This window comes from Brevundimonas sp. TWP2-1, assembly GCF_049897645.1.
Classification (GTDB): domain Bacteria; phylum Pseudomonadota; class Alphaproteobacteria; order Caulobacterales; family Caulobacteraceae; genus Brevundimonas.
In genome coordinates this window covers 654,304-674,711 of record NZ_JAFCWR010000001.1, presented here as the reverse complement: position 1 = coordinate 674,711, position 20,408 = coordinate 654,304, and the positions used below count along the sequence as shown (strand labels likewise).

Below are 20,408 nucleotides of genomic sequence, written 5' to 3'. Positions count from 1 at the left end.
CGGCTCAGGATGGGGAGCCGGCCTTCTCGGCGACCTTTGCGGCGTCCCAGAGGCGATCCATCTCCTCCAGCGTCGATTGATCGGGGGTGCGGCCGGACTTGGCCAGTTCGGCCTCGATGAAGCCGAAGCGACGCACGAACTTGGCGTTGGTGGCGCGCAGGGCGTCCTCGGGCTCGACGTCCAGCTTGCGGGCCAGGTTGGCGACGACGAACAGCAGGTCGCCCATCTCCTCGCGCGCCTTGGCCATGTCGCCGGCGGCGATCTCGACGCGCAGTTCTGCGACCTCTTCCGCCAGCTTGTCGAACACCTCGTCGGTCGAGGGCCAGTCGAAGCCGACGCGGCCGGCGCGCTTGGTCAGTTTGGCGGCGCGTGTCAGGGCGGGCAGGCCGACGGGGACGTCGTCGAGGACGCCGGGCTTCTTGCGGTCCTTTCGTTCGGCGGCCTTGATGGTTTCCCAGGCGACGGTCTGTTCCTTGGACGAGCGTTGAGCTTCATCGCCGAAGACGTGGGGGTGGCGGCGTTCCAGCTTGTCGGCGATGGCCGTGACCACGTCGTCGAAGGCGAACAGGCCCTGTTCCTCGGCCATGCGGGCGTGGAAGACGACCTGGAACAGCAGGTCGCCCAGTTCGCCCTTCAGCTCGTTCAGATCGTTGCGCTCGATGGCGTCGGCGACCTCATAGGCTTCTTCGATCGTATAGGGGGCGATGGTGGCGAAGGTCTGCTTCACGTCCCAGGGGCAGCCGCCGTTCGGATCGCGCAGCCGCTCCATGACGCCGAGCAGACGGTCGATGGGTCTCAAGTGCGGGCTCCGTCGCGGGCTTCCAGGGCGAGACGGATCTCGTCGTGACGTTTCGGCGTCAGGGGATAGCCTTTCAGCACCCAGGCGGCGGCGGCCAGCAGCAGGCCGGGAACCAGGATGAACAGGATCTGGAGCGTCAGCAGGGAGAATTCGCTGTTGCCGCCCGCGTCCGGGATCGCCTTGAAGCCTACCCATTGCAGGATCAGGTAGGGGGTCAGGGCCACGACATGGCCGATCTTGGTCGTCGCCGACAGGACGGAGAACATCAGGCCGGTGCGGTCCACGCCGGTCTCCAGCCGCACCTCGTCGCCCGCGTCGGCCATCATGGCCCGCAGCAGGAACAGGCCGGCGGCATAGGGCAGACCGGCGATGAACATGGCGCCCGCCGTCAGGGCGAAGTTGCCGCCGGGGACCAAGGTGGCGGCGATATAGAGGCCGGCGAAGATCAGGCTGGCGACCGCCAAGGCTTTGTCCTTGCCGATGCGTGTGGCCAGCCAGGCCCAGATCGGCGCGCCGCAAAGACCCGCAACGAAATAGAACAGCATGAACAGGCCGGCCTGGCTGTGGTCGTAGCCCTTGATCTGGCCGAAGAAGAAGAACAGCAGCGAGCCGGTGATGCCGGGCGCGACGCCCAGCAGCAGGTCTGCGATCAGCAGCTTCCTGACCGTCGGCATCTTCAACAGGGCCAGATAGGCGCCGGCGCCGCCGTGGGGCTGGTCACCCGCATTGACGGGCTCGGGCACGGCGACCATGGCCAGGCCTATGGTCAGAGGCAGGGCGATCAGGATGGCCCAGCCCATGATCCGCACGCCGTCGGCATAGGTCCCGATGCCGGTCTGGACCACCACCGTCGGCAGGATCAGGATCAGGATCACGCCGATGATGTTGAACACCTGCCACCAGCCATAGACCCGGCTGCGCTGGTCATACTGGGGGGCGAGCACGGCGGCCCAGCCGAGCTGACCCAAGGTGCCGATCGAGAAGCCGAGATAGAGGACCAGCAGCCAGCCGAACAGATAGGCCGGCCCGGCGCCCGGCTGGACCACGACGAACATCATGAAGGCCGACAGCATCAGGATTGGCGTCGAGAGCGCCATCCAGGGGCGATAGCGGCCCAGGCGTGTCCTGGTCTTGTCCATGCCCCAGCCGATGAAGGGATCGAAGACGATGTCGATCAGGCGCACGGCCATGAAGACGGCGGCGACGACTCCCAGCTCCAGACCCACATGGGTGGCGTAAAACTCGGGCAGGGTGACGGGCAGGGCCACGCCGAAGGCCGCCAGCGGCAGGCACGGGCCGGAAAAGGCGGCGAGCACCGCATTGGAGCGGCGGGGCGCGGAGGCGGCGTTCATGCAGCGGGTCCGAGGACAGCCCGGATGAGTCGGGCGGACGCAAGATTGCAGGTTTACGCCCGAGAGCGGAGTCAGATTTGTGAGCACACCTCCCCGCGCGCGAAGGCGCGCGGGGAGGACAGGCGATCGCGTCAGCGAGCGCCAGGCGGGGGCGACTCGGTGTTTGACGCTGAGCCGGTCATCACTGTCGTCAGAGTCGCCCCCTCCTGATCGCTGAACGATCTGTCCTCCCCGTTCGCCTTCGCGAACGGGGAGGTGAAGTTCGGTGCTTGCTCGATTGGCCAGCTTGGGGCTTGCTGGCTCTATGTGGCGAAACCTTCCTGCGTTCCTGTCCGTCTGTTTCGTCCTGGCCTTTGCTGGCGCGGCGCGCGCTGCCGGGCCGTGTCATACCAACGCCGACGTCTGGGGCGGACAGGCCCTGGCCAACGCCGTCTCGGCTTACGGTATGGAGTGGGCGCCGTTCGGGGCGACGGAGTGGGGGTGGCAGGGTTATCTGCCGCTGATCCAGCACGAGCTGCATACGCCCTGCGGGCCCGGCACGCCGATCTTCGCGTCGCAACTGGCGGGGTTCCAGCAGACCCACGGCCTGGCGCCCACAGGCCTGTTCGACGCCGCGACGTTTCAGGTGTTCAGGGGGCTATGGCAGGAGCGGCGGCCGTTCGTGATGGCGCGGGTCGGCGGCGCCTGTCCCGAGCCGCCGCCGATCAATCAATTAGGCTATCTGGTCGCGTCCGAGGAACACGCCGACCGGCTGACGCGGTTGCTGCGTCGCGACGTGCTGGACGCCTATCGCCGGCTGGTCGCAGCCGCCCGCGCCGAGGTTCCTGAGGTGGCGTCCAATCCTGAGCTGCTGCAAATCTTTTCGGGCTTCCGTGATCCGGAGGCGGACGCCGCCCGCTGCGCCCAGCAGGGCAATTGCGACGGGTTGCGCCGCGCCGTCTGTTCACCGCACAGGACAGGGACGGCGGTCGATCTGTATGTCGGCCAGGCGCCGGGGCTGGGCGTCGATTCCACTTCGCCGGCAAGCCGCGAACATATGGCGCGGACGGCGACCTATCGTTGGCTGGTGGCGAACGCTGGACGGTTCGGGTTTACGCCCTACGTCTATGAGCCCTGGCATTGGGAGTATGTACGGCCGTGGGATCCTTCGTTCGCGCCCTGACCGAGGGGGAGGCGGCCCTGGGGCGCGAGGCGTTCGGGGCGGCCTTGCGCCTGGAGACCGTGCGTCTGATCGGCTGGCCGTTCCGGCGCGCCTTCGTCGCCGGGCGCTGGTTCGGGCGCGACTGGATCGTCTGGCCGCACAGGGCGATGGTCGGGGACTTCGCCTCGGCCTCACTGCATCTGCAGGGGGTGCTCGTGCATGAGCTGACCCATGTCTGGCAGGCGCAACAGGGGGTGAACCTGTTGTTCGCCAAGTTGAAGGCGGGAGACGATGCGGCCGCCTATGCCTATTCCGCCGACCCGGACTGCCGTTGGGATTCGCTGAATATCGAGCAGCAGGCCATGGTGATGGAGCATCGCTTCCATCGGATGCGCGGGGGCAGGGCGCCGGGCAGCGCGGCCTTCTACGATGCAGTCTGTCCTTTCGTGCGTTGAAACCCTGCCGGGGGCTTGCATGGGCCGAGGGGACACGCCAAGTTAGCAACGGTCGTTGTTGCGAATGACGGCCGGTCATTCAACGGAGCCTCCCCAATGCCCAAGATCCTCGTCCTGTATCACTCGACCTATGGCCACCTCGAAACCATGGCCGAAGCCGTCGCCGAGGGCGCGCGCGAGGTCGAAGGCGCGGTGGTGGACATCAAACGCGTGCCGGAAACCGTGCCGGAAGACTTGGCCAAGGCCTCGCATTACAAGCTCGACCAGAAGGCGCCGATCGCCAAGATCGACGACCTGAAGGACTATGACGCCGTCATCATCGGAGCCGGCACCCGCTTCGGCTCGGCCGCCTCGCAGATGCGCGCCTTCCTGGACCAAGCCGGCGGCCTGTGGTTCAGCGGCGCCCTGATCGGCAAGATCGGCGGCGCCTTCACCGCCACCGCGACGCAGCACGGTGGTCAAGAGACCACCTTCCAGGGCCTGCACAACTTCTTCATCCACCACGGCATGCCGGTCGTGGGGCTGCCTTACTCGTATCAGGCCATGATGACGCTGGACTCGGTCGAGGGCGGTTCGCCCTATGGTGCGACGACGATCACCGGCGGCGACGGTTCGCGTCAGCCCAGCGAGATCGAACTGGGCGGCGCTAGGTTCCAGGGCAAGCACATCGCCGAACTGGCCAAGAAGCTGCACGGCTGATCCGATGCGCCAGCCCGCCGTCTTCTTCGGTCACGGTTCGCCCATGAACGCACTTGGCGGTCCCTACGGGGCTGCTTGGCGCGCGCTGGGCGAGGCCATAGGCAAGCCCAAGGGTGTGGTGATGATCTCCGCCCACTGGGAGACGCGCGGGCTGGGCGTCACCGCGCAGGAGCAACCTGAAACCCTTCATGATTTCGGTAACTTCCCGCGTGAACTTCATAAGATGCAGTATCCCGCACCCGGGTCGCCCCAACTGGCGGCCCGGGTGTCGGAACTGACCGGCGCGGTCCAGACCCAGCAATGGGGGCTGGATCATGGGACCTGGTCGGTGCTGTGCCATGTCTGGCCGGAAGCCGATGTGCCGGTGGTGCAGCTGTCGTTGAACCGCGAGCTGACGGCGCGGCAGCATTACGATCTGGCCAAGGCGCTGAAGCCGCTGCGGGAGGAAGGAATCGTCATCGCCGGCTCGGGCGATTTCGTCCACAATCTGCGGACCTGGAAGCGCGAGGACGGGGCCGAACCCTACGCCTGGGCGACCGGGTTCAACGAGGCGGTGAAGACGGCGTTCGAAAAGGGCGACCACGACGCCCTGATCGACTGGGTCGGCCTGGCCGAGGACGCCCAGCTGAGCGTGCCGACGGACGAACACTATCTGCCGGTGCTTTATATCGCCGCCCAGCAGGAGCCGGGCGAGGCGGTCAGCTTCTTCAACGACCGCATCGACGGCGGCTCGATCTCGATGACGGGCGTCAGGATCGGCTGATCTTTACCTCCCCGTTCGCGAAGGCGAACGGGGAGGACAGGCGCGCTCTGCGCGCCAGGTGGGGGCGACTCGGCGACAAGCGTGAGTTGTGCAACAGTCCCGCCATGGCTGACGGCTTGAGTTTCACACGAGCAAAGGCGTTTCGGAAGGCGTTGACGCCGCCGGAATTTCGCTTGTGGCAGGCGCTGCGTCGCAACAGCCTCGGCAAGTGCAAATTCCGCCGTCAACATCCGATCGGCCCGTACATCCTCGACTTCTATTGCGCGTCGGCGAAGCTGGCCATCGAAGTCGATGGGGCCGTCCATGACGAGCCGGCGCAGATTGCGCATGATCGTCGGCGGATAGATTGCCTCCATAAGCGCGGCGTTCGCGTGGTGCGGTTAAGCGCCGTGAGCGTGATGCGAGATCATGCGGCCGTGGTCGATTTTATCTATGATTTGGTAAGCGCGCGTCTGGCGGCGGAGTCGCCCCCTCCTGACCGCTGACGCGGTCTGTCCTCCCCGTTCGCCTTCGCGAACGGGGAGGTGATGTTTATGTCAGGCGCTTTCGACCATCTTCTGGATCGAGACATAGTCGGTCTTGCCCGTGCCCAAGACCGGCACTTCGGCGACCTTGACGATCTTCTTGGGCACGATCAGCTCGGGCGCGCCGTTGGTGCGGGCCCATTCGGCCAAGGGGGCGACTTCGGCCTCGGCGTGGTCGGTGACCAGCACCAGCTTCTCGCCCTTGCGGCTGTCGGGGATCGACACGACGGCGTGGCGTTGCTCCGGCCAGACGGCGCCGGCGATGCCCTCTACGGCGGTCAGGGAGACCATTTCGCCGCCGATCTTGGCGAAGCGCTTGGCGCGGCCCCGGATGGTGACATAGCCATCGGTGTCCACATCGACGATATCGCCGGTGTCCAGCCAGGTATCGCCGATCGGATCCCAGGCCAGGGGTTCGGCCGAGGTGACGTAGCCGCTCATGACGTTGGGACCGCGCAGCATCAGACGGCCGCCCGCGTCGATGCCCTCGACCGGCTCCAGCGTCCAGTCGATGCCGGGCAGGACCTGGCCCACGGTGCCGGGCGCGTTGCGGTGGGGGTGGTTCACAGCGATGACCGGCGAGGCCTCGGTCGCGCCATAGCCCTCCAGCAGCACGACGCCGCCGAACTTTTCGTCGAACAGGGCGCGAGTTTCGGGCCGCACCTTCTCGGCGCCCGCGACCACGAACTTCAGCGTCGAGAAGTCGTTCGGCTCGGCGACACGGCCGTACTGGTTCAGGAAGGTGTCGGTCGCGAACAGGATCGAGGCGTTCACCTGGGGCAGCAGGTCGGTGATCTGTTTGGCGTGGAGCGGCGACGGATACTGGAAGGCCTTCAAGCCTTGAAGCAGCGGCAGGATGACCCCGCCGGTCAGGCCGAAACAGTGGAAGGTGGGCAGGGGATTGAACATCACCCATTCCGGCAACAGGTCGATATGGGCCGCCACCTGACGGGCGTTGGCGACCAGATTTTTCTGGCTCAGCACCACGCCCTTGGGCGTGCCGAAACTGCCGGAGGTGAACAGGACCACGCCCGGCGCATCCGGGTCGGTCTTGACGCGGAACCGCTTGGGCGCGGCGCCGGCGGCGAGGCCGTACAGCTTGTCGGCCAGGCCGATGGTCTTGCGCACGTCGTCCAGCCAGACGATCTCGGCCACCGTCTCCAGGTCCGCGATCAGGTCGTCCAGCTTGGCCTGTTCGATGAAACGCCGGGCGGTCAGCACCTTTTTGACGCCCGAAGCCTTGATCGCGGCCTTCAGATTGGCCTCGCCGGCGGTGAAGTTCAGCATCACCGGCACGCGGCCGTGGGCGTGCAGCCCGAAGAAGGTGACGACGACGCCCATCGACGACGGCAGCAGGATGGCGACCCGCTCGCCCAGATCGGTCATGTTGGCGATCTTGCGGCCCAGCACGAAGGCGGCGCGGATCAGGCCGGTGTAGGTGAGGGGGTGGCGGTCCTGATCCTCCAGAATTTCCTTGTCGCCGAACCGCGCCCGCGCATCGATCAGGGCGTCGATCAGGGACGAGTCGTAAAGCGAGGGATCCAGGGCCTGGCGCAAGCGCGTCTCCTACGGAGGGCGCGGACGGCCCTCTCTGTTGTTCGGGCGACTGTCATTAATGACGCCGTGTCATCTTGAAAAGATGCGTAACGTCGCGTGAGTTCCGCCGCGCGATCACGCCTGCGGCAAGTCTGTTACCCGGCGTGCCTTGCCTTAACGCCTTCAAAGTCCGAAATACCGGCTATGGTCACCCTGATCGACACCCTTCAGCGCAAGCCGTCCGAGCTGCGTCACCCCGAAAAGCAGAACCGGCCCGAGTCGGTCGTTCTGAAGAAGCCCGACTGGCTGAGGGTCAAGGCGCCCGGTTCGGGCCAGTACAATGCGACCAAGGAGATCGTGCGCTCCAAGGGGCTGGTGACGGTCTGCGAGGAAGCGGCCTGTCCGAACATCGGCGAGTGCTGGAGCCAGAAGCACGCCACCCTGATGATCATGGGCGACACCTGCACGCGAGCCTGCGCCTTCTGCAACGTCAAGACGGGCCTGCCCCAGCCGCTGGATCCGGAAGAGGCCGGCAAGGTCGGTTTGGCGGTTCAGCAGATGGGCCTGAACCACGTGGTGATCACCTCGGTCGACCGCGACGACGTGTCGGACGGCGGCGCGGCCCACTTCGCCGAGGTGGTGCGCCAAATTCGCATCCAGGCGCCGGGCACCACCATTGAGATCCTGACGCCCGACTTCCTGCGCAAGGACGGGGCGGCCGCCGTGATGATCGACGCCAAGCCTGACGTCTTCAACCACAACCTGGAAACCGTGCCGCGCCTGTATCTGAAGATCCGGCCCGGCGCGCGCTACTTCCACAGCCTGCGCCTGTTGCAGATGGTCAAGGAGCGTGACCCGGATCAGTTCACCAAGTCCGGCATCATGGTCGGCCTAGGCGAGACCAAGGAAGAGGTCATGCAGGTGATGGACGACATGCGGTCCGCCGGCGTCGACTTCATCACCATCGGCCAATATTTGCAGCCGACCCGCAAACACGCCGCCATCGACCGGTTCGTCACGCCGGAAGAGTTCAAGGCCTATGAGGCGATCGCCCGGGCCAAGGGCTTCCTGATGGTGTCCTCGTCACCGCTGACGCGTTCGTCGCACCACGCCGGCGACGATTTCGCCCGGCTGAAGGCGGCGCGCGAGGCGCAGCTGCGTCGCTAAGTCCCGCATGGCCGTCCACCGCGTCACGCGCATCCTTCCCTATGCGCCCGAACAGCTTGCCGATCTGGTCGCCGATGTGCGCGCCTATCCCGACTTCGTGCCTTGGGTCACGTCGATGCGGGTCTGGAACGAGCGAGTCGAGAGCGAGGGCGTCAGCGTGCTGGACGCCGAGGCGGGCGTGGGCTTCTCCTTCCTGAAGGAACGGTTCTCGACGTGGGTCCGGCATGATCGGAACGCGCCCAAGGTCGAGGTCGGCTTGCTGCGCGGGCCGTTCAAGCACCTGAAGAACCGCTGGGAGTTTTTTCCGCACCCCGATGGCGCGCGGCTGGAGTTCATGATCGACTTCGCGTTCAAGTCGAAGATGCTGGACCTGATGCTGTCGGCCAATTTCGACCGGGCGGTGGAAAAGCTGATCGGCTGTTTCGAGGCCGAGGCGAAGCGGAGATACTCCAGGCCATGAGTTTCGATTTCGACGCGACCGTCGTGGGCGCCGGGGCTGTGGGCCTGGCCTGCGGTCGGGCGTTGTCGAAACGCGGCCTGACGGTGCTGGTGCTTGAGAAGGAAGGCCACATCGGCCAGGGCGTCTCGTCGCGCAATTCCGAGGTGATTCACGGCGGCCTCTATTATCCGACCGGATCGCGAAAGGCGCAGTTCTGCGTCGAGGGGCGGCGGGCGCTTTATGACTTCCTGGCCAGTCGTAAGATCGACCATCGCAAATGCGGCAAGCTGGTCGTGGCCACGCAAGAGGCCGAGGTCGAACGGATCGAGGCCATCTTCGAACAGGCGACGGCCAACGGGGTCGAGGGGCTGGCGCATCTGACCGGCGCCCAGGCGCGGGCGCTGGAGCCCGAACTGAATGCTTATGCCGCCATCCTGTCGCCCGAGAGCGGCCTGTTCGACAGCCATGGCTATATGCTGGCCCTGCAGGGCGAAATCGAGGATGCGGGCGGCTCGGTCGTGGTTTCGGCGCCGTTCGAAGGTGCCGAACCCCTGCCGGACGGCGGGTTTCGCATCCGTGTAGGCGGGGAGGGGGCGATGGAGATCACCAGCCGCCTGCTGGTCACGGCCCCCGGTCTCTCGGCCCAGGCCGTGGCGGCGGCCATCGACGGCTATCCGGCCAGCGACATTCCCGCCGGCCATTTCGGCAAGGGGATTTATTTCCGTCTGGTCGGCAAGGCGCCGTTCGACCGCTTGATCTATCCGCCGCCCATCCCCGGCGCCTTGGGCACCCATTATCGCAAGGATCTGGGCGGACAGGCCGTGTTCGGCCCCGACCTGGCCTATGTCGAGACCGAGGACTATTCCGTCGATCCGGCCAAGGCCGAGGTGTTCGCCGCCTATATCCGCCGCTTCTGGCCCGGCCTGCCCGACGGCGCACTGACGCCGGACTATGCCGGCATCCGGCCCAAGCTGCATGGGCTGGGCGAGCCGCAACCGGACTTTCAACTGCACGGGGCCGAGCATCATGGGATCGAGGGGCTGACGGCCCTGTTCGGCATCGAGAGCCCCGGCCTGACCAGCTCCCTGGCCATAGGCGAGGCCGCAGCCGCCGCCCTGACGGAGACCGCATGACCGAACGCGAGAAGATGCTGGCGGGCCTGCCCTATGATCCGGGCGATCAGGACTTGCGGGACGGTCGCGCCCGCGCGGTCGGCCTGACCGTCGCCATCAATGCCGAGTCGGATCGCGAGCGGCGTGGGGCCCTGGTCAATGAGCTGGTGAACGCGGCTGACGGCAAGGCGGTGATCATGCCGGGCTTCTTCTGCGACTACGGCGTCAACATCCACTTGGGCGCGCGGGCCTTCGTCAACGCCAACTGCGTGTTCCTGGACTGCGCCGAAATCCGCATCGGCGACAACTTTCAGGCAGGGCCTGGGGTGCAGCTTCTGACGCCGGAGCATCCGCTGGACGCCGTTGCGCGTCGCGGCGAGGAGACGGCACGGCCCATCGTCATCGGCGACGACGTGTGGATCGGCGGCGGCGCCATCATTCTGGCCGGCGTCACCGTCGGCGATCGATCGGTGATCGGGGCCGGTTCGGTAGTGACCAGGGATGTGCCGTCGGACGTCGTGGTGGTCGGGAATCCGGCGAAGATCGTGCGTCGCCTCACGCCTGCTTAAACGCCTTGAAATCGTCGCGGGGTTCATGCATAAGCCGCGCCTCGCGTGGCGGTCCCCCGTTCTTCCTTTGAAGGGTTCAGGGCCGCCGCTATCGTTTTCGCGCTTGATCAGGCTTCGGCTCTGGGCGGCGCCCGACTTAGAAGATTGAGACGGACATGGCCGTTCCGAAGCGGAAAGTATCCCCCTCGCGTCGCAACATGCGCCGCGCCCACGACGCCCTGACCTCGAACGTCTATGTCGAGGACAAGGACACCGGCGAGCTGAAGCGCCCGCATCACATCGACCTGAAGACCGGCACCTATCGCGGTCGCCAGGTCATCACGCCGAAAGAAGACTAGTCTTCGACTGGCGCCCGGCTACGGCCGGATGACGATTTTAACGGCGCGCGGTGACCCGCGCGCCGTTTTCGTGCGTTCAATGCGGTGAAGCTTCCTCTGGAGACGCCGCATGATGATTCGTTTCACCACCGTCAGCGCCTGCGCGCTGCTGACGCTCGCCGCCTGTGACCGCCAAGACCAGCCTGCCGCTCCGGCTCCAGTAACCGCTGCGCCGGTTGTGGAGACGCCCGCAGCGCCCGCTGCAGACCCCAACGCCCTGACGGCCGAAGGGCTGGGCCCTGTGCGAATCGGCATGACGCGCGCTGAGCTGGTGACGGCCTGGGGCGATGATTCTCAGCCGAACGCTGTCGGCGGCGCCGATCCGGAGACCTGCGGCGAGTTCCATCCGGCCAATGCGCCGGCGGACGTTCGGGTCATGATCCAGAACGGCGTCCTGACGCGAATCACTCTGGCGCGCGGTGCGGCGACCAAGACCGATCGTGGTTTTGGTGTCGGCGACGCCGCCATGGCGATCAAACAGGCTTACGGCGGAGCCCTTTTCGCCCAACCGCACAAGTACCAGGATGCGCCGGCCGAAGATCTGTTCGTCTGGTCGCGTGGCGGCTCGACGTCCTATGTCACCGATCCGGCGGCGCGCGGCGTGCGCTACGAAATCGGCAGCGACGGCAAGGTGATGATGGTTCATGCCGGCGACCCGTCGATCCAGCTGGTCGAGGGCTGTTCCTGACGCCAGGCGGCGATGTCGGCATTGGCGTTTTGCGGGGAGGCGGCTAAACCGTCGGACCTCCCTTGCCCCTTGAGCCAAAGAGCCGAGCCATGACCGATATCGCCGACATCGTCGCCCGCCAGATCCTCGACAGCCGAGGCAATCCGACGGTGGAAGTCGATGTCACGCTGGAAGACGGCTCCTTTGGCCGCGCCGCCGTCCCATCGGGCGCCTCGACCGGCGCGCACGAAGCCGTCGAACTGCGTGACGGCGACAAGGACATGTGGGGCGGCAAGGGCGTGCAGAAGGCGATCGACGCCGTCAACGGCGAGATCTTCGACGCCCTGTCCGGCATGGACGCCGAGCAGCAGCGCCGCATCGACGAGGCGATGATCGATCTGGACGGCACGCCCAACAAGGCGCGTCTCGGCGCCAACGCCATCCTTGGCGTGTCCCTGGCCGTCGCCAAGGCCAGCGCCCTGTCGGCCAATCAGGAACTGTATCGCTACCTCGGCGGCGTCTCGGCCCGCGTCCTGCCGACCCCGATGATGAACATCATCAACGGCGGCGCACACGCCGACAATCCGATCGACATTCAAGAGTTCATGATTCTGCCGACCGGCGCCGAGACCTTCTCGGACGCCGTGCGCATGGGCGCCGAAATCTTCCACGCGCTGAAGAAGCAGCTGAAGGACGCCGGTCACAACACCAACGTCGGCGACGAGGGCGGCTTCGCCCCGAACCTGGCCTCGGCCGACGAAGCGCTGAGCTTTATCACCAAGGCGGGGCAGGCGGCCGGTTATCTGGCCGGTGAAGACTTCCACCTGGGCCTGGACGTCGCCTCGACCGAGTTCTTCAAGGACGGCAAATACATCATGAGCGGCGAGGGCAAGACCGTCGATTCCGACGGAATGGCCGCCTATCTGGTCGATCTGTGCGAGCGTTTCCCGATCGTCTCGATCGAGGACGGCATGGCCGAGGACGACTTCGACGGCTGGCGCCTGCTGACCGAACGCCTGGGCGACCGGGTTCAACTGGTCGGCGACGACCTGTTCGTGACTAATCCGGCGCGGTTGGCCGCCGGTATCGGCGAAGGCCTGGCCAACTCCATCCTGATCAAGGTCAACCAGATCGGCACCCTGTCCGAGACGCTGGACGCCGTCGATATGGCTCACCGCGCAGGCTACACCGCCGTCATGAGCCACCGCTCGGGCGAGACCGAGGACTACACCATCGCAGACCTGGCTGTCGCCACCAACTGCGGGCAGATCAAGACCGGCTCGCTGGCGCGTTCGGACCGGGTGGCGAAATACAACCAGCTGCTGCGCATCGAAGAGATGCTGGGTGACCAGGGCGTCTATTTCGGCGACGGCATGCTGCTGAAGTAGAAACCGGAATAATCGGCGGAGAATCAGCGTTCTCCGCCGATTATCTTACGGCCAAGCTACATTTCGTTAGGCATTTTCGGGCACAGTCTATGAACTGTGTTTTCGCGCTCAGAAGGAGCGTTTTAAGTGCCCGAACGGATGAAACCTTACCGCCTGTCCTTCGCCCTGTTGTTGTTGCTTGCCTATCTCGGGGTGCAGGCGCTGACGGGCGAGCGCGGCTTGTTGAGCGGCTCTTCCCGCGATGCCCTGCTGGGGCAGCGTGAGGACCAGTTGGCGCATCTGACCGAACAGCGTCGCGACCTTGAGACGCGCGTTCGCTATCTGCGCACCGACAGCCTGTCCCGTGATCTTTTGGAAGAGCGCGCGCGCGCCGTCTTGGGCTTTTCGGACCCCCGCGACTATGTGATCCGCGTGCAGGGCCCCGCCGTTCAAGGGTGAAAACTCTCGCCACTTGAACTATTGTTACAGGGCGGCTCCCACCCCTTTGCGTTCCGGGAAGGAAGGCTGCTAAAGCCCCTTTCCGTAACGATAAGAAGGCGCCGGTTCTCGACGCCTAGCCGGGAGATACCGGATGGCGAAAGCCCCAGCCAAATCCGCTCAGACGACTTCGCCTGACAAACTGCCAAACACGCCGACGGCGTCCAAGGAGGATCTGCTTCGCTTCTATCGCGAGATGGTCCTGATCCGTCGCTTCGAAGAGCGTGCCGGCCAGCTCTACGGCATGGGTCTGATCGGCGGCTTCTGCCACCTGTACATCGGCCAGGAAGCCGTGGCCGTCGGCGTTCAGGAGAGCGTCAAACAGGGTCACGACAAGATCATCACCGGCTACCGTGACCACGGCCATATGCTGGCCGCCGGCATGGATCCCAAGGAAGTCATGGCCGAGCTGACCGGCCGCAGCGGCGGCTCGTCCAAGGGCAAGGGCGGTTCGATGCACATGTTCGACGTGCCGACCGGCTTCTACGGCGGTCACGGCATCGTCGGCGCCCAGGTGGCGCTGGGCACCGGACTGGCCTTCGCCGGCAAATATCGCGGCGACGATTCGGTGGCCTTCGTCTATTTCGGCGACGGCGCCTCGAACCAGGGTCAGGTCTACGAGAGCTTCAACATGGCGCAGCTGTGGAAGCTGCCCGCCATCTACATTATCGAGAACAATCAGTACGCCATGGGCACGAGCATCGAACGCTCGTCCTCCACGACCGAGTTGTACCAGCGCGGGGCCAGCTTCGGCATTCCGGGCGAACAGGTTGACGGCATGGACGTGCTGGCCGTGCGTGACGCCACGGCGCGGGCGGTGAAGCGCGCCCGTGAAGGCGGCGGTCCCTTCATCCTGGAAGTGAAGACCTATCGCTATCGCGGTCACTCGATGTCCGACCCGGCGAAATACCGGACCAAGGAAGAGGTGGACGAGGTCAAGAAGACCCGCGATCCGATCGATCACCTGAAGATGCTGCTGTCGGCCGCCAATGCGACCGAGGACGAGCTCAAGGCCATCGACACCGAAATCAAGGCGATCGTCGCCGAAGCTGTTCAATTCGCCCAAGAGAGCCCGGAACCCGATCCGTCCGAGCTCTACACCGACGTCTACGTGGAGGCCTGATCCGTGACCGACATTCTGATGCCGGCGCTGTCCCCCACGATGGAAGAGGGCACGCTGACCAAATGGCACATCAAGGCAGGCGACACCGTGTCGGCCGGCCAGGTGATCGCCGAGATCGAGACCGACAAGGCGACGATGGAGGTCGAGGCCGTGGACGAAGGCGAAGTGCTGGAAATCCTGGTCGCCGAAGGCTCCGAGAACGTGAAGGTCAATACGCCGATCGCGCGCCTGGCCGGCGAAGACGGCGCAGCGGCGCCTGCGCCCAAGGCTGAATCCGACAAGGCTCAGGCCGATGCGCCCAAGGCGACGGCCGAAGGCAAGACGGGCGATCCCGAAAAGGCTCCGGCGCAGACCTCGACCCCCAAGGTCGAACTGCGCGACCCGGAAATCCCGGCCGACGCCAAACTGGTCAAGACGACGGTGCGCGACGCCCTGCGCGACGCCATGGCCGAAGAGATGCGTCGTGACGACCGCGTCTTCCTGATCGGCGAGGAAGTCGCCCAGTACCAGGGCGCCTACAAAGTCAGCCGCGACCTGCTGCAAGAGTTCGGCGACCAGCGCGTCGTCGACACCCCGATCACCGAGCACGGCTTCGCCGGCCTGGGCGTCGGCGCAGCCATGTCGGGCCTGAAGCCGATCGTTGAGTTCATGACGTTCAACTTCGCCATGCAGGCGATCGACCACATCATCAACTCGGCCGCCAAGACCCTGTATATGTCGGGCGGTCAAATCCGCGCGCCGATCGTGTTCCGCGGTCCGAACGGCGCCGCCTCGCGCGTCGGCGCCCAGCACAGCCAGGACTATTCGGCCTGGTATGCCCAGGTTCCGGGCCTGAAGGTGATCGCGCCCTATGACGCGGCCGACGCCAAGGGACTGCTCAAGGCCGCCATCCGCGACCCGAACCCCGTCGTCTTCCTCGAACACGAGATGATGTACGGTCTGGAGTTCGATGTGCCGGACGTCGAGGACTATGTCCTGCCGATCGGCAAGGCCAAGGTCCGTCGCGAAGGCAAGGACGTCACCATCACAGCGCACAGCCGCATGGTCGGCTTCGCCCTCCAGGCCGCCGAGAAGTTGGCCGAGGAAGGCATCGAGTGCGAGGTCGTCGATCTTCGCACCCTGCGTCCGCTGGACACCGACACCATCGTCGAGAGCGTCAAGAAGACCAGCCGTCTGGTCTCGGCCGAAGAGGGCTGGGGTCCGATGGGCGTCGGCGCCGAGGTCGTGGCTCGCGTCATCGAACACGCCTTCGACTATCTAGACGCCCCACCGCTGCGCGTGCACCAGGAAGACGTGCCGCTGCCTTACGCCGCCAACCTGGAAGTCTTGTCGCTTCCGGGCGTGGACAAGATCGTCGCGGCCGTGAAGCAGGTGATGGCATGACCGAAGCCTCGGAATTCATGCTGGTGACGCCCGAGAGCGTCGCCGCTGATCCCGATGCGATCGAAGTGCTGCGTATGTGGTGGTCGAAGAACGAACCGGTGATGTCGGTGAAGCCCGCCTTCAACGACCCGCTCCAGTTCGGCCACATGCTGGCCTATGCCGCGCGCCATATGGCGCATGGCTATGCCGTTCGTCACAACCATGATGAAACTGCGGCCTACAACCGCATCCTCGAAGGCTTCAGCGAAGTGGTGAAGGCGGCGAACGTCCGAACCGTCGCGGAGCCGACCACCAATACCGGGGGGAACGCCTGATGACCGATATCCTGATGCCGGCCTTGTCTCCGACGATGGAGGAGGGCGTTCTCGCCAAGTGGCACGTCAAGGTCGGAGACGTCGTCTCGGCCGGTGACGTGATTGCCGAGATCGAAACCGACAAGGCCACGATGGAAGTCGAGGCCGTCGATGAGGGCGAGATCACCGACATCCTGGTTGCCGAAGGCACGGAAGGCGTGAAGGTCAATACGCCCATCGCCCGACTGAAGGATGAAGGCGGAGCCGCCGCGCCCAAGGCCGCGGAAAAGCCCGCCGCCAAGACCGAGGAATCGCCGAAGGCCGAAGCTGCTCCCGCCGCTGAAACGCCCAAGGCTGGTGCTGCTGCCGCTCCGGCGCCCGCTCCGCCGAAGTCCGAAAACGGAGAGCGCATCTTCTCTTCGCCTCTGGCGCGTCGCGTCGCCGCCCAGAACGGCGTCGATCTGAAGTCGATCAAGGGCACCGGACCGCACGGCCGCATCGTCAAGCGCGATGTCGAGGGCGCACCGAAGAGCTCCGCTCAACCGGCCGCCGCCTCCACGGCGACCTCTGGTATCGAGCCGCGCAAGGCCCAGTCCCTGGCGCAGGTGGGCATTCCGGACGGCAGCTACGACCTGATCCCGCTGGACGGCATGAAGAAGGCCGTAGCGCGTCGCATGGTCGACAGCATCCAGAACGTCCCGCACTTCCCCCTGTTCATCGACGTCGAGATCGACCAGCTGATGGCGGTTCGCGCGAAGGTGAACAAGATGCTGGAGCCACAGGGCATCAAGGTCTCGGTCAACGACTTCGTCATCAAGGCCGCGGCCCTGGCCTTGAAGATGGTGCCGGAGGCGAACGCCTCCTACACCCCCGAAGGCATCGCCATGCACCACAACGCCGACGTCTCGATGGCGGTGGCGATCGACGGCGGCCTGATCACCCCGATCATCAAGAAGGCCGAAACCAAGGGTCTGGCGCAGATTGCGACCGAGTCCAAGGACCTGGCCAAGCGCGCCCGCGAACGCAAGCTGAAGCCGGAAGAGTTCCAGGGCGGCACCTTCTCGGTGTCCAACCTGGGCATGTTCGGCATCAAGCAGTTCACCTCGATCATCAATGAGCCCCAGGGCTGCATCATGAGCGTGGGTGCGGGCGAGCAGCGCGCGGTCGTCAAGAACGGCCAGGTCGTTGCGGCCACCGTCATGACCGTGACCCTGACCTGCGATCACCGCGTGGTGGACGGCGCGACCGGCGCCCGCTTCCTGCAGGCGTTCAAGCCGCTGATCGAAGATCCCGTCGCGATGCTGGCGTAAGGGGAGGGTGAGGTCATGACCTCGGTCTATGACTTCTCCGCCCGCGCCATCGACGGCACGGAGGTTTCGCTGGACCGTTTTCGCGGTCAGGCGCTGCTGATCGTCAATACGGCGTCCAAGTGCGGTTTCACCGGCCAGTATGACGGGCTGGAGAAGCTGCACCGGACGTTCGCCGACCGGCGGTTCGAGGTGCTGGGCTTTCCCTGCAACCAGTTCGGCGAGCAGGAGCCGGGGCGGGCGGCGGAGATCGCCGCCTTCTGCGCCACCAGTTTCGACGTGACCTTTCCCCTGTTCGACAAGGTGGAGGTCAACGGGCCGAACCGGCACCCGCTCTATGCCTGGCTGACCGAACAGAAGCGCGGCTTCCTGGGCTCCAAGGCCATCAAGTGGAACTTCACCAAGTTCCTAACCGACCGCGAGGGCAGGGTGGTCGCCCGCTATGCCCCGCAGACAGAACCCGAGGCCATCAAGGCCGACATCGAGAAGTTGATCTGATCATGGCTGCTGAATTCGATCTCGTCGTCATCGGCTCGGGCCCCGGCGGTTACGTCGCGGCCATCCGCGCCAGCCAACTGGGCCTCAAGGTCGCGATCATCGAGCGCGAAAACCTGGGCGGCATCTGCCTGAACTGGGGCTGTATCCCGACCAAGGCGCTGCTGAAGTCCGGCGAGAAGTTCGAAAGCCTGAGCCATCTGAAGGAATACGGCCTGTCCGCCTCGGGCGCGTCGTTCGACTTCGACGCCATCATCCAGCGCTCGCGCGGCGTCGCCAAACAGCTGAATCAGGGCGTCGGCTTCCTGATGAAGAAGAACAAGATCGAGGTGATCGAAGGTTCGGCCAAGCTTGAGAAGGGCGCCGCCGCGCCCAAGGTCGTCGTCGATCTGAAGGCGGGCGGTTCGCGCACCCTGGAGGCCAAGTCGGTCATGCTGGCCGTCGGCGCCCGCGCCCGCGCCTTGCCGCAGATCGGTCTGGAAGCCGACAGCGACCGGATCTGGGCCTACCGCGAGGCCATGGCGCCGAAGTTCCTGCCCAAGTCGATCGTCGTGATCGGCTCGGGCGCGATCGGCATCGAGTTCGGCAGCTTCTATCGCGCCCTGGGCTGCGACGTGACCGTGGTCGAGGCCGTAGACCGCGTCATGCCGGTCGAGGACGAGGAGGTCTCCAAGGCCGCCCAGAAGTCGTTCGAGAAGCGCGGCATGAAGTTCAAGCTGGGAGCCAAGGTTACCAAGGTCAGCAAGGACGCCAAGGGCGTGAAGGTCGCCGTCGAGATCGGTGGCAAGGCCGAGACCCTGGAGGCCGAGGTCTGCATCTCGGCCGTCGGCATCACCGCCAACACCGACGGTATCGGCCTGGAGGCCCTGGGTCTGGAAATGGACCGCGGCCACGTCAAGATCGACGGCCACTGCCAGACCAACGTCAAGGGCCTGTACGCCATCGGTGACTGCGCCGGCGCGCCCTGGCTGGCGCACAAGGCCTCGCACGAAGGCATCCACGCCGCCGAGTTTATCGCCGGCTACAAGACCCCGAACGTCCCTTCGCCCATCGCCGGCTGCACCTACGCCCAGCCGCAGGTCGCCTCGGTCGGCGTCACCGAACAGGCCGCCCGCGCCGAGAAGCGCGAGGTCAAGATCGGCCGCTTCCCGTTCCGCGTGAACGGCAAGGCCATCGCCTCGGGCGACACCGACGGCTTCGTCAAGGTGATATTCGACGCCAAGACCGGCGCCCTGATCGGCGCTCACATGATCGGCCACGAAGTGACCGAGATGATCCAAGGCTATGTCACCGCCATCACCATGGAAGCGACGGAAGAAGACATCCACGGCATCGTATATCCGCACCCGACCATGTCGGAAGCCATGCACGAGGCGGCGCTGGACGCCTATGGGCGTGTGATCCACATCTAAGCCCAAAGACGAAAATGGCCCCGGATCGCTCCGGGGCCGTTTTTTCTTTAGGGGCGAGGCGTCAGCGCTTCTTGCCCAACTCCGCCGCGATGTCCTTGGTCATGCGGCCGACCTTGCGGTGAGCGGCGGTGATCTGGTCGCGGGTCACGCCCCAGCGTTTCATGAAGTATTCTACCGACTGACGCTCCGACAGGTCGATCCGTTCCTTGTCGATGAAGCCGCGCTTGTCCTTGAGGCCTGCCATGGCTGGTTCCGTTTGATAAAGGGCCGTGCCATCCACTTGCCCTGTCGGGATTAGTTCTAGCCGCTAGCGCCCGAGAGGGCGCGAGCAACGTTCAGCTAATCATCCTAGTCTGTTCTCGCGGCTGTGGAAGATGCGGAGCACGATCAATGTCTGGCCTAAGCGCCGGTAGCGGATCACAAATCCATCCCGGCCGAACTGAACCGCCTTCTCGCGCACCTTTCCGCGTACGACCATGCCAAGGTCTGGAAAGTCCGCCAGTAGGTCAATCGTCTGCACGATGCGCAACGCCGCCGCCCGGCCCGCAACGGGAGAATGGAGTTGGAGCCATCGCACCTGGGCCTCGAAGTCGAGCTCGGCCCTCGGCGACAGGATCAACTTCATTCAGGCTTGCCGAACGTCTTGTCGATCAGCGCCAGGAAATCAGACCTCGCTTCGCTCCACGGTCGGCCCTCTTCGTACACTTCGTTCAGTGATGCCTGGTCGTCGCGCGGGTCGCCGTTGATCCAGTTGAAGTCGTCATAGTCGAAGAAGCGGGCGTCCAACACCATGGCCGCCAGCGCCTCCGCCGGCATACCCATGGCCCGGGCCCGTTCCGAAATCTTGGCGGCGGTGTAGTCGTCGAGCTTGAGAATCAGGGAGCCGTCGGCCATGGCGTGTCGTCCATCGAGAACATTGCGGGAACAATC

25 protein-coding genes are annotated in these 20,408 nt (G+C 65.4%); 19 read left to right on the top strand and 6 right to left on the bottom strand.

Annotation, left to right across the window (positions count from 1 at the left end; genetic code table 11):
* Positions 1-4 precede the first annotated feature (4 nt).
* Together mazG and ACP7BH_RS03515 are read right to left on the bottom strand one after the other, a co-directional pair.
* Entirely contained in the window at positions 5-799 is a 795-nt protein-coding gene (gene mazG, locus ACP7BH_RS03520; RefSeq protein WP_425983676.1) for a nucleoside triphosphate pyrophosphohydrolase, read from the bottom strand.
* Positions 796-2,151: an MFS transporter gene (locus tag ACP7BH_RS03515; RefSeq protein WP_425983678.1), complete on the bottom strand. Its 1,356-nt coding sequence runs from the start codon at positions 2,149-2,151 to the stop codon at positions 796-798. Before ACP7BH_RS03515 ends, mazG begins: the two co-directional genes overlap by 4 nt.
* 304 nt (positions 2,152-2,455) lie before the next feature.
* Between ACP7BH_RS03515 and ACP7BH_RS03510 the strand changes: the two genes are divergently transcribed.
* The 5 genes from ACP7BH_RS03510 to ACP7BH_RS03490 all read left to right on the top strand — a co-directional run bounded on the left by ACP7BH_RS03510 (position 2,456) and on the right by ACP7BH_RS03490 (position 5,694).
* Positions 2,456-3,313 (top strand): D-alanyl-D-alanine carboxypeptidase family protein, encoded by an 858-nt coding sequence (locus ACP7BH_RS03510; protein ID WP_425983680.1) that lies wholly within the window; start codon positions 2,456-2,458, stop codon positions 3,311-3,313.
* A complete protein-coding gene (locus ACP7BH_RS03505) occupies positions 3,289-3,747 on the top strand; it encodes a hypothetical protein (RefSeq protein ID WP_425983682.1) in 459 nt (152 codons plus the stop codon). The genes ACP7BH_RS03510 and ACP7BH_RS03505 overlap by 25 nt, the downstream gene beginning before the upstream one ends.
* Positions 3,748-3,843: 96 nt before the next feature.
* The gene (gene wrbA, locus ACP7BH_RS03500; RefSeq protein ID WP_425983684.1) at positions 3,844-4,446 is read left to right on the top strand and encodes an NAD(P)H:quinone oxidoreductase; all 603 of its coding nucleotides are present in this window, start codon (positions 3,844-3,846) and stop codon (positions 4,444-4,446) included.
* A gap of 4 nt (positions 4,447-4,450) precedes the next feature.
* The gene (gene ygiD, locus ACP7BH_RS03495; protein WP_425983686.1) at positions 4,451-5,209 is read left to right on the top strand and encodes a 4,5-DOPA dioxygenase extradiol; all 759 of its coding nucleotides are present in this window, start codon (positions 4,451-4,453) and stop codon (positions 5,207-5,209) included.
* A gap of 104 nt (positions 5,210-5,313) precedes the next feature.
* Complete coding sequence (locus tag ACP7BH_RS03490; protein ID WP_425983688.1) at positions 5,314-5,694, top strand: endonuclease domain-containing protein; 381 nt, start codon at positions 5,314-5,316, stop codon at positions 5,692-5,694.
* Positions 5,695-5,745: 51 nt separating this feature from the next.
* Here ACP7BH_RS03490 and ACP7BH_RS03485 read toward each other — a convergent pair whose 3' ends face one another.
* Positions 5,746-7,290 (bottom strand): AMP-binding protein, encoded by a 1,545-nt coding sequence (locus tag ACP7BH_RS03485; RefSeq protein WP_425983690.1) that lies wholly within the window; start codon positions 7,288-7,290, stop codon positions 5,746-5,748.
* A gap of 183 nt (positions 7,291-7,473) precedes the next feature.
* Here ACP7BH_RS03485 and lipA point away from each other — a divergent pair, with 183 nt between their 5' ends.
* The 14 genes from lipA to lpdA all read left to right on the top strand — a co-directional run bounded on the left by lipA (position 7,474) and on the right by lpdA (position 19,478).
* Positions 7,474-8,436, top strand: coding sequence for a lipoyl synthase (lipA, locus tag ACP7BH_RS03480; protein WP_425983691.1), 963 nt, complete (start codon positions 7,474-7,476; stop codon positions 8,434-8,436).
* Positions 8,437-8,443: 7 nt separating this feature from the next.
* Complete coding sequence (locus ACP7BH_RS03475; protein ID WP_425983692.1) at positions 8,444-8,896, top strand: type II toxin-antitoxin system RatA family toxin; 453 nt, start codon at positions 8,444-8,446, stop codon at positions 8,894-8,896.
* On the top strand, positions 8,893-10,008 hold the full coding sequence (locus ACP7BH_RS03470) for an NAD(P)/FAD-dependent oxidoreductase (protein ID WP_425983694.1): 1,116 nt from the start codon (positions 8,893-8,895) through the stop codon (positions 10,006-10,008). The genes ACP7BH_RS03475 and ACP7BH_RS03470 overlap by 4 nt, the downstream gene beginning before the upstream one ends.
* Positions 10,005-10,556, top strand: coding sequence for a sugar O-acetyltransferase (locus ACP7BH_RS03465; RefSeq protein WP_425983696.1), 552 nt, complete (start codon positions 10,005-10,007; stop codon positions 10,554-10,556). Before ACP7BH_RS03470 ends, ACP7BH_RS03465 begins: the two co-directional genes overlap by 4 nt.
* A 155-nt stretch (positions 10,557-10,711) precedes the next feature.
* On the top strand, positions 10,712-10,894 hold the full coding sequence (gene rpmF / locus ACP7BH_RS03460; protein WP_026108365.1) for a 50S ribosomal protein L32: 183 nt from the start codon (positions 10,712-10,714) through the stop codon (positions 10,892-10,894).
* Between the two features lie 109 nt (positions 10,895-11,003).
* Positions 11,004-11,621: a hypothetical protein gene (locus ACP7BH_RS03455; protein ID WP_425983698.1), complete on the top strand. Its 618-nt coding sequence runs from the start codon at positions 11,004-11,006 to the stop codon at positions 11,619-11,621.
* 89 nt (positions 11,622-11,710) lie between these two features.
* On the top strand, positions 11,711-12,988 hold the full coding sequence (eno, locus tag ACP7BH_RS03450) for a phosphopyruvate hydratase (RefSeq protein ID WP_425983700.1): 1,278 nt from the start codon (positions 11,711-11,713) through the stop codon (positions 12,986-12,988).
* Between the two features lie 138 nt (positions 12,989-13,126).
* Positions 13,127-13,426, top strand: coding sequence for an FtsB family cell division protein (locus tag ACP7BH_RS03445; protein ID WP_409716355.1), 300 nt, complete (start codon positions 13,127-13,129; stop codon positions 13,424-13,426).
* 133 nt (positions 13,427-13,559) lie between these two features.
* Positions 13,560-14,588, top strand: coding sequence for a pyruvate dehydrogenase (acetyl-transferring) E1 component subunit alpha (gene pdhA, locus ACP7BH_RS03440; RefSeq protein ID WP_135195511.1), 1,029 nt, complete (start codon positions 13,560-13,562; stop codon positions 14,586-14,588).
* 3 nt (positions 14,589-14,591) lie between these two features.
* Positions 14,592-15,971, top strand: coding sequence for a pyruvate dehydrogenase complex E1 component subunit beta (locus ACP7BH_RS03435; RefSeq protein ID WP_425983702.1), 1,380 nt, complete (start codon positions 14,592-14,594; stop codon positions 15,969-15,971).
* Complete coding sequence (locus ACP7BH_RS03430) at positions 15,968-16,285, top strand: DUF5076 domain-containing protein (protein WP_425983704.1); 318 nt, start codon at positions 15,968-15,970, stop codon at positions 16,283-16,285. The genes ACP7BH_RS03435 and ACP7BH_RS03430 overlap by 4 nt, the downstream gene beginning before the upstream one ends.
* On the top strand, positions 16,285-17,574 hold the full coding sequence (locus ACP7BH_RS03425) for a pyruvate dehydrogenase complex dihydrolipoamide acetyltransferase (RefSeq protein WP_425983706.1): 1,290 nt from the start codon (positions 16,285-16,287) through the stop codon (positions 17,572-17,574). The genes ACP7BH_RS03430 and ACP7BH_RS03425 overlap by 1 nt, the downstream gene beginning before the upstream one ends.
* A 15-nt stretch (positions 17,575-17,589) precedes the next feature.
* On the top strand, positions 17,590-18,069 hold the full coding sequence (locus ACP7BH_RS03420; RefSeq protein WP_425983708.1) for a glutathione peroxidase: 480 nt from the start codon (positions 17,590-17,592) through the stop codon (positions 18,067-18,069).
* A 2-nt stretch (positions 18,070-18,071) separates the two neighbouring features.
* On the top strand, positions 18,072-19,478 hold the full coding sequence (gene lpdA, locus ACP7BH_RS03415) for a dihydrolipoyl dehydrogenase (RefSeq protein WP_425983710.1): 1,407 nt from the start codon (positions 18,072-18,074) through the stop codon (positions 19,476-19,478).
* A gap of 61 nt (positions 19,479-19,539) precedes the next feature.
* On the opposite strand, the gene ACP7BH_RS03410 is transcribed toward lpdA, so the two are convergent.
* The 3 genes from ACP7BH_RS03410 to ACP7BH_RS03400 form a co-directional block, all read right to left on the bottom strand.
* Complete coding sequence (locus tag ACP7BH_RS03410; protein ID WP_135195518.1) at positions 19,540-19,722, bottom strand: DUF3606 domain-containing protein; 183 nt, start codon at positions 19,720-19,722, stop codon at positions 19,540-19,542.
* Positions 19,723-19,821: 99 nt separating this feature from the next.
* Positions 19,822-20,103 carry a type II toxin-antitoxin system RelE/ParE family toxin gene (locus ACP7BH_RS03405; protein WP_425983712.1) on the bottom strand — a complete coding sequence of 94 codons (282 nt, stop codon included), beginning with the start codon at positions 20,101-20,103 and terminating at the stop codon, positions 19,822-19,824.
* The gene (locus ACP7BH_RS03400; protein ID WP_425983714.1) at positions 20,100-20,372 is read right to left on the bottom strand and encodes a hypothetical protein; all 273 of its coding nucleotides are present in this window, start codon (positions 20,370-20,372) and stop codon (positions 20,100-20,102) included. The genes ACP7BH_RS03405 and ACP7BH_RS03400 overlap by 4 nt, the downstream gene beginning before the upstream one ends.
* Positions 20,373-20,408 lie beyond the last annotated feature (36 nt).

What these genes read in the sequence shown, in the direction of transcription:
- ACP7BH_RS03470 (WP_425983694.1), top strand. Translation starts at nt 8,893, where the DNA reads ATGAGTTTCGATTTCGACGCGACCGTCGTGGGCGCCGGGGCTGTGGGC.
- ACP7BH_RS03515 (WP_425983678.1), bottom strand. Translation starts at nt 2,151, where the DNA reads ATGAACGCCGCCTCCGCGCCCCGCCGCTCCAATGCGGTGCTCGCCGCC.
- ACP7BH_RS03510 (WP_425983680.1), top strand. Translation starts at nt 2,456, where the DNA reads ATGTGGCGAAACCTTCCTGCGTTCCTGTCCGTCTGTTTCGTCCTGGCC.
- lipA (WP_425983691.1), top strand. Translation starts at nt 7,474, where the DNA reads ATGGTCACCCTGATCGACACCCTTCAGCGCAAGCCGTCCGAGCTGCGT.
- ACP7BH_RS03410 (WP_135195518.1), bottom strand. Translation starts at nt 19,722, where the DNA reads ATGGCAGGCCTCAAGGACAAGCGCGGCTTCATCGACAAGGAACGGATC.
- ACP7BH_RS03475 (WP_425983692.1), top strand. Translation starts at nt 8,444, where the DNA reads ATGGCCGTCCACCGCGTCACGCGCATCCTTCCCTATGCGCCCGAACAG.
- ACP7BH_RS03405 (WP_425983712.1), bottom strand. Translation starts at nt 20,103, where the DNA reads ATGAAGTTGATCCTGTCGCCGAGGGCCGAGCTCGACTTCGAGGCCCAG.
- ACP7BH_RS03455 (WP_425983698.1), top strand. Translation starts at nt 11,004, where the DNA reads ATGATGATTCGTTTCACCACCGTCAGCGCCTGCGCGCTGCTGACGCTC.
- ygiD (WP_425983686.1), top strand. Translation starts at nt 4,451, where the DNA reads ATGCGCCAGCCCGCCGTCTTCTTCGGTCACGGTTCGCCCATGAACGCA.
- wrbA (WP_425983684.1), top strand. Translation starts at nt 3,844, where the DNA reads ATGCCCAAGATCCTCGTCCTGTATCACTCGACCTATGGCCACCTCGAA.
- lpdA (WP_425983710.1), top strand. Translation starts at nt 18,072, where the DNA reads ATGGCTGCTGAATTCGATCTCGTCGTCATCGGCTCGGGCCCCGGCGGT.
- eno (WP_425983700.1), top strand. Translation starts at nt 11,711, where the DNA reads ATGACCGATATCGCCGACATCGTCGCCCGCCAGATCCTCGACAGCCGA.
- ACP7BH_RS03430 (WP_425983704.1), top strand. Translation starts at nt 15,968, where the DNA reads ATGACCGAAGCCTCGGAATTCATGCTGGTGACGCCCGAGAGCGTCGCC.
- rpmF (WP_026108365.1), top strand. Translation starts at nt 10,712, where the DNA reads ATGGCCGTTCCGAAGCGGAAAGTATCCCCCTCGCGTCGCAACATGCGC.
- ACP7BH_RS03420 (WP_425983708.1), top strand. Translation starts at nt 17,590, where the DNA reads ATGACCTCGGTCTATGACTTCTCCGCCCGCGCCATCGACGGCACGGAG.
- ACP7BH_RS03425 (WP_425983706.1), top strand. Translation starts at nt 16,285, where the DNA reads ATGACCGATATCCTGATGCCGGCCTTGTCTCCGACGATGGAGGAGGGC.
- ACP7BH_RS03465 (WP_425983696.1), top strand. Translation starts at nt 10,005, where the DNA reads ATGACCGAACGCGAGAAGATGCTGGCGGGCCTGCCCTATGATCCGGGC.
- pdhA (WP_135195511.1), top strand. Translation starts at nt 13,560, where the DNA reads ATGGCGAAAGCCCCAGCCAAATCCGCTCAGACGACTTCGCCTGACAAA.
- ACP7BH_RS03490 (WP_425983688.1), top strand. Translation starts at nt 5,314, where the DNA reads ATGGCTGACGGCTTGAGTTTCACACGAGCAAAGGCGTTTCGGAAGGCG.
- ACP7BH_RS03445 (WP_409716355.1), top strand. Translation starts at nt 13,127, where the DNA reads ATGAAACCTTACCGCCTGTCCTTCGCCCTGTTGTTGTTGCTTGCCTAT.
- ACP7BH_RS03400 (WP_425983714.1), bottom strand. Translation starts at nt 20,372, where the DNA reads ATGGCCGACGGCTCCCTGATTCTCAAGCTCGACGACTACACCGCCGCC.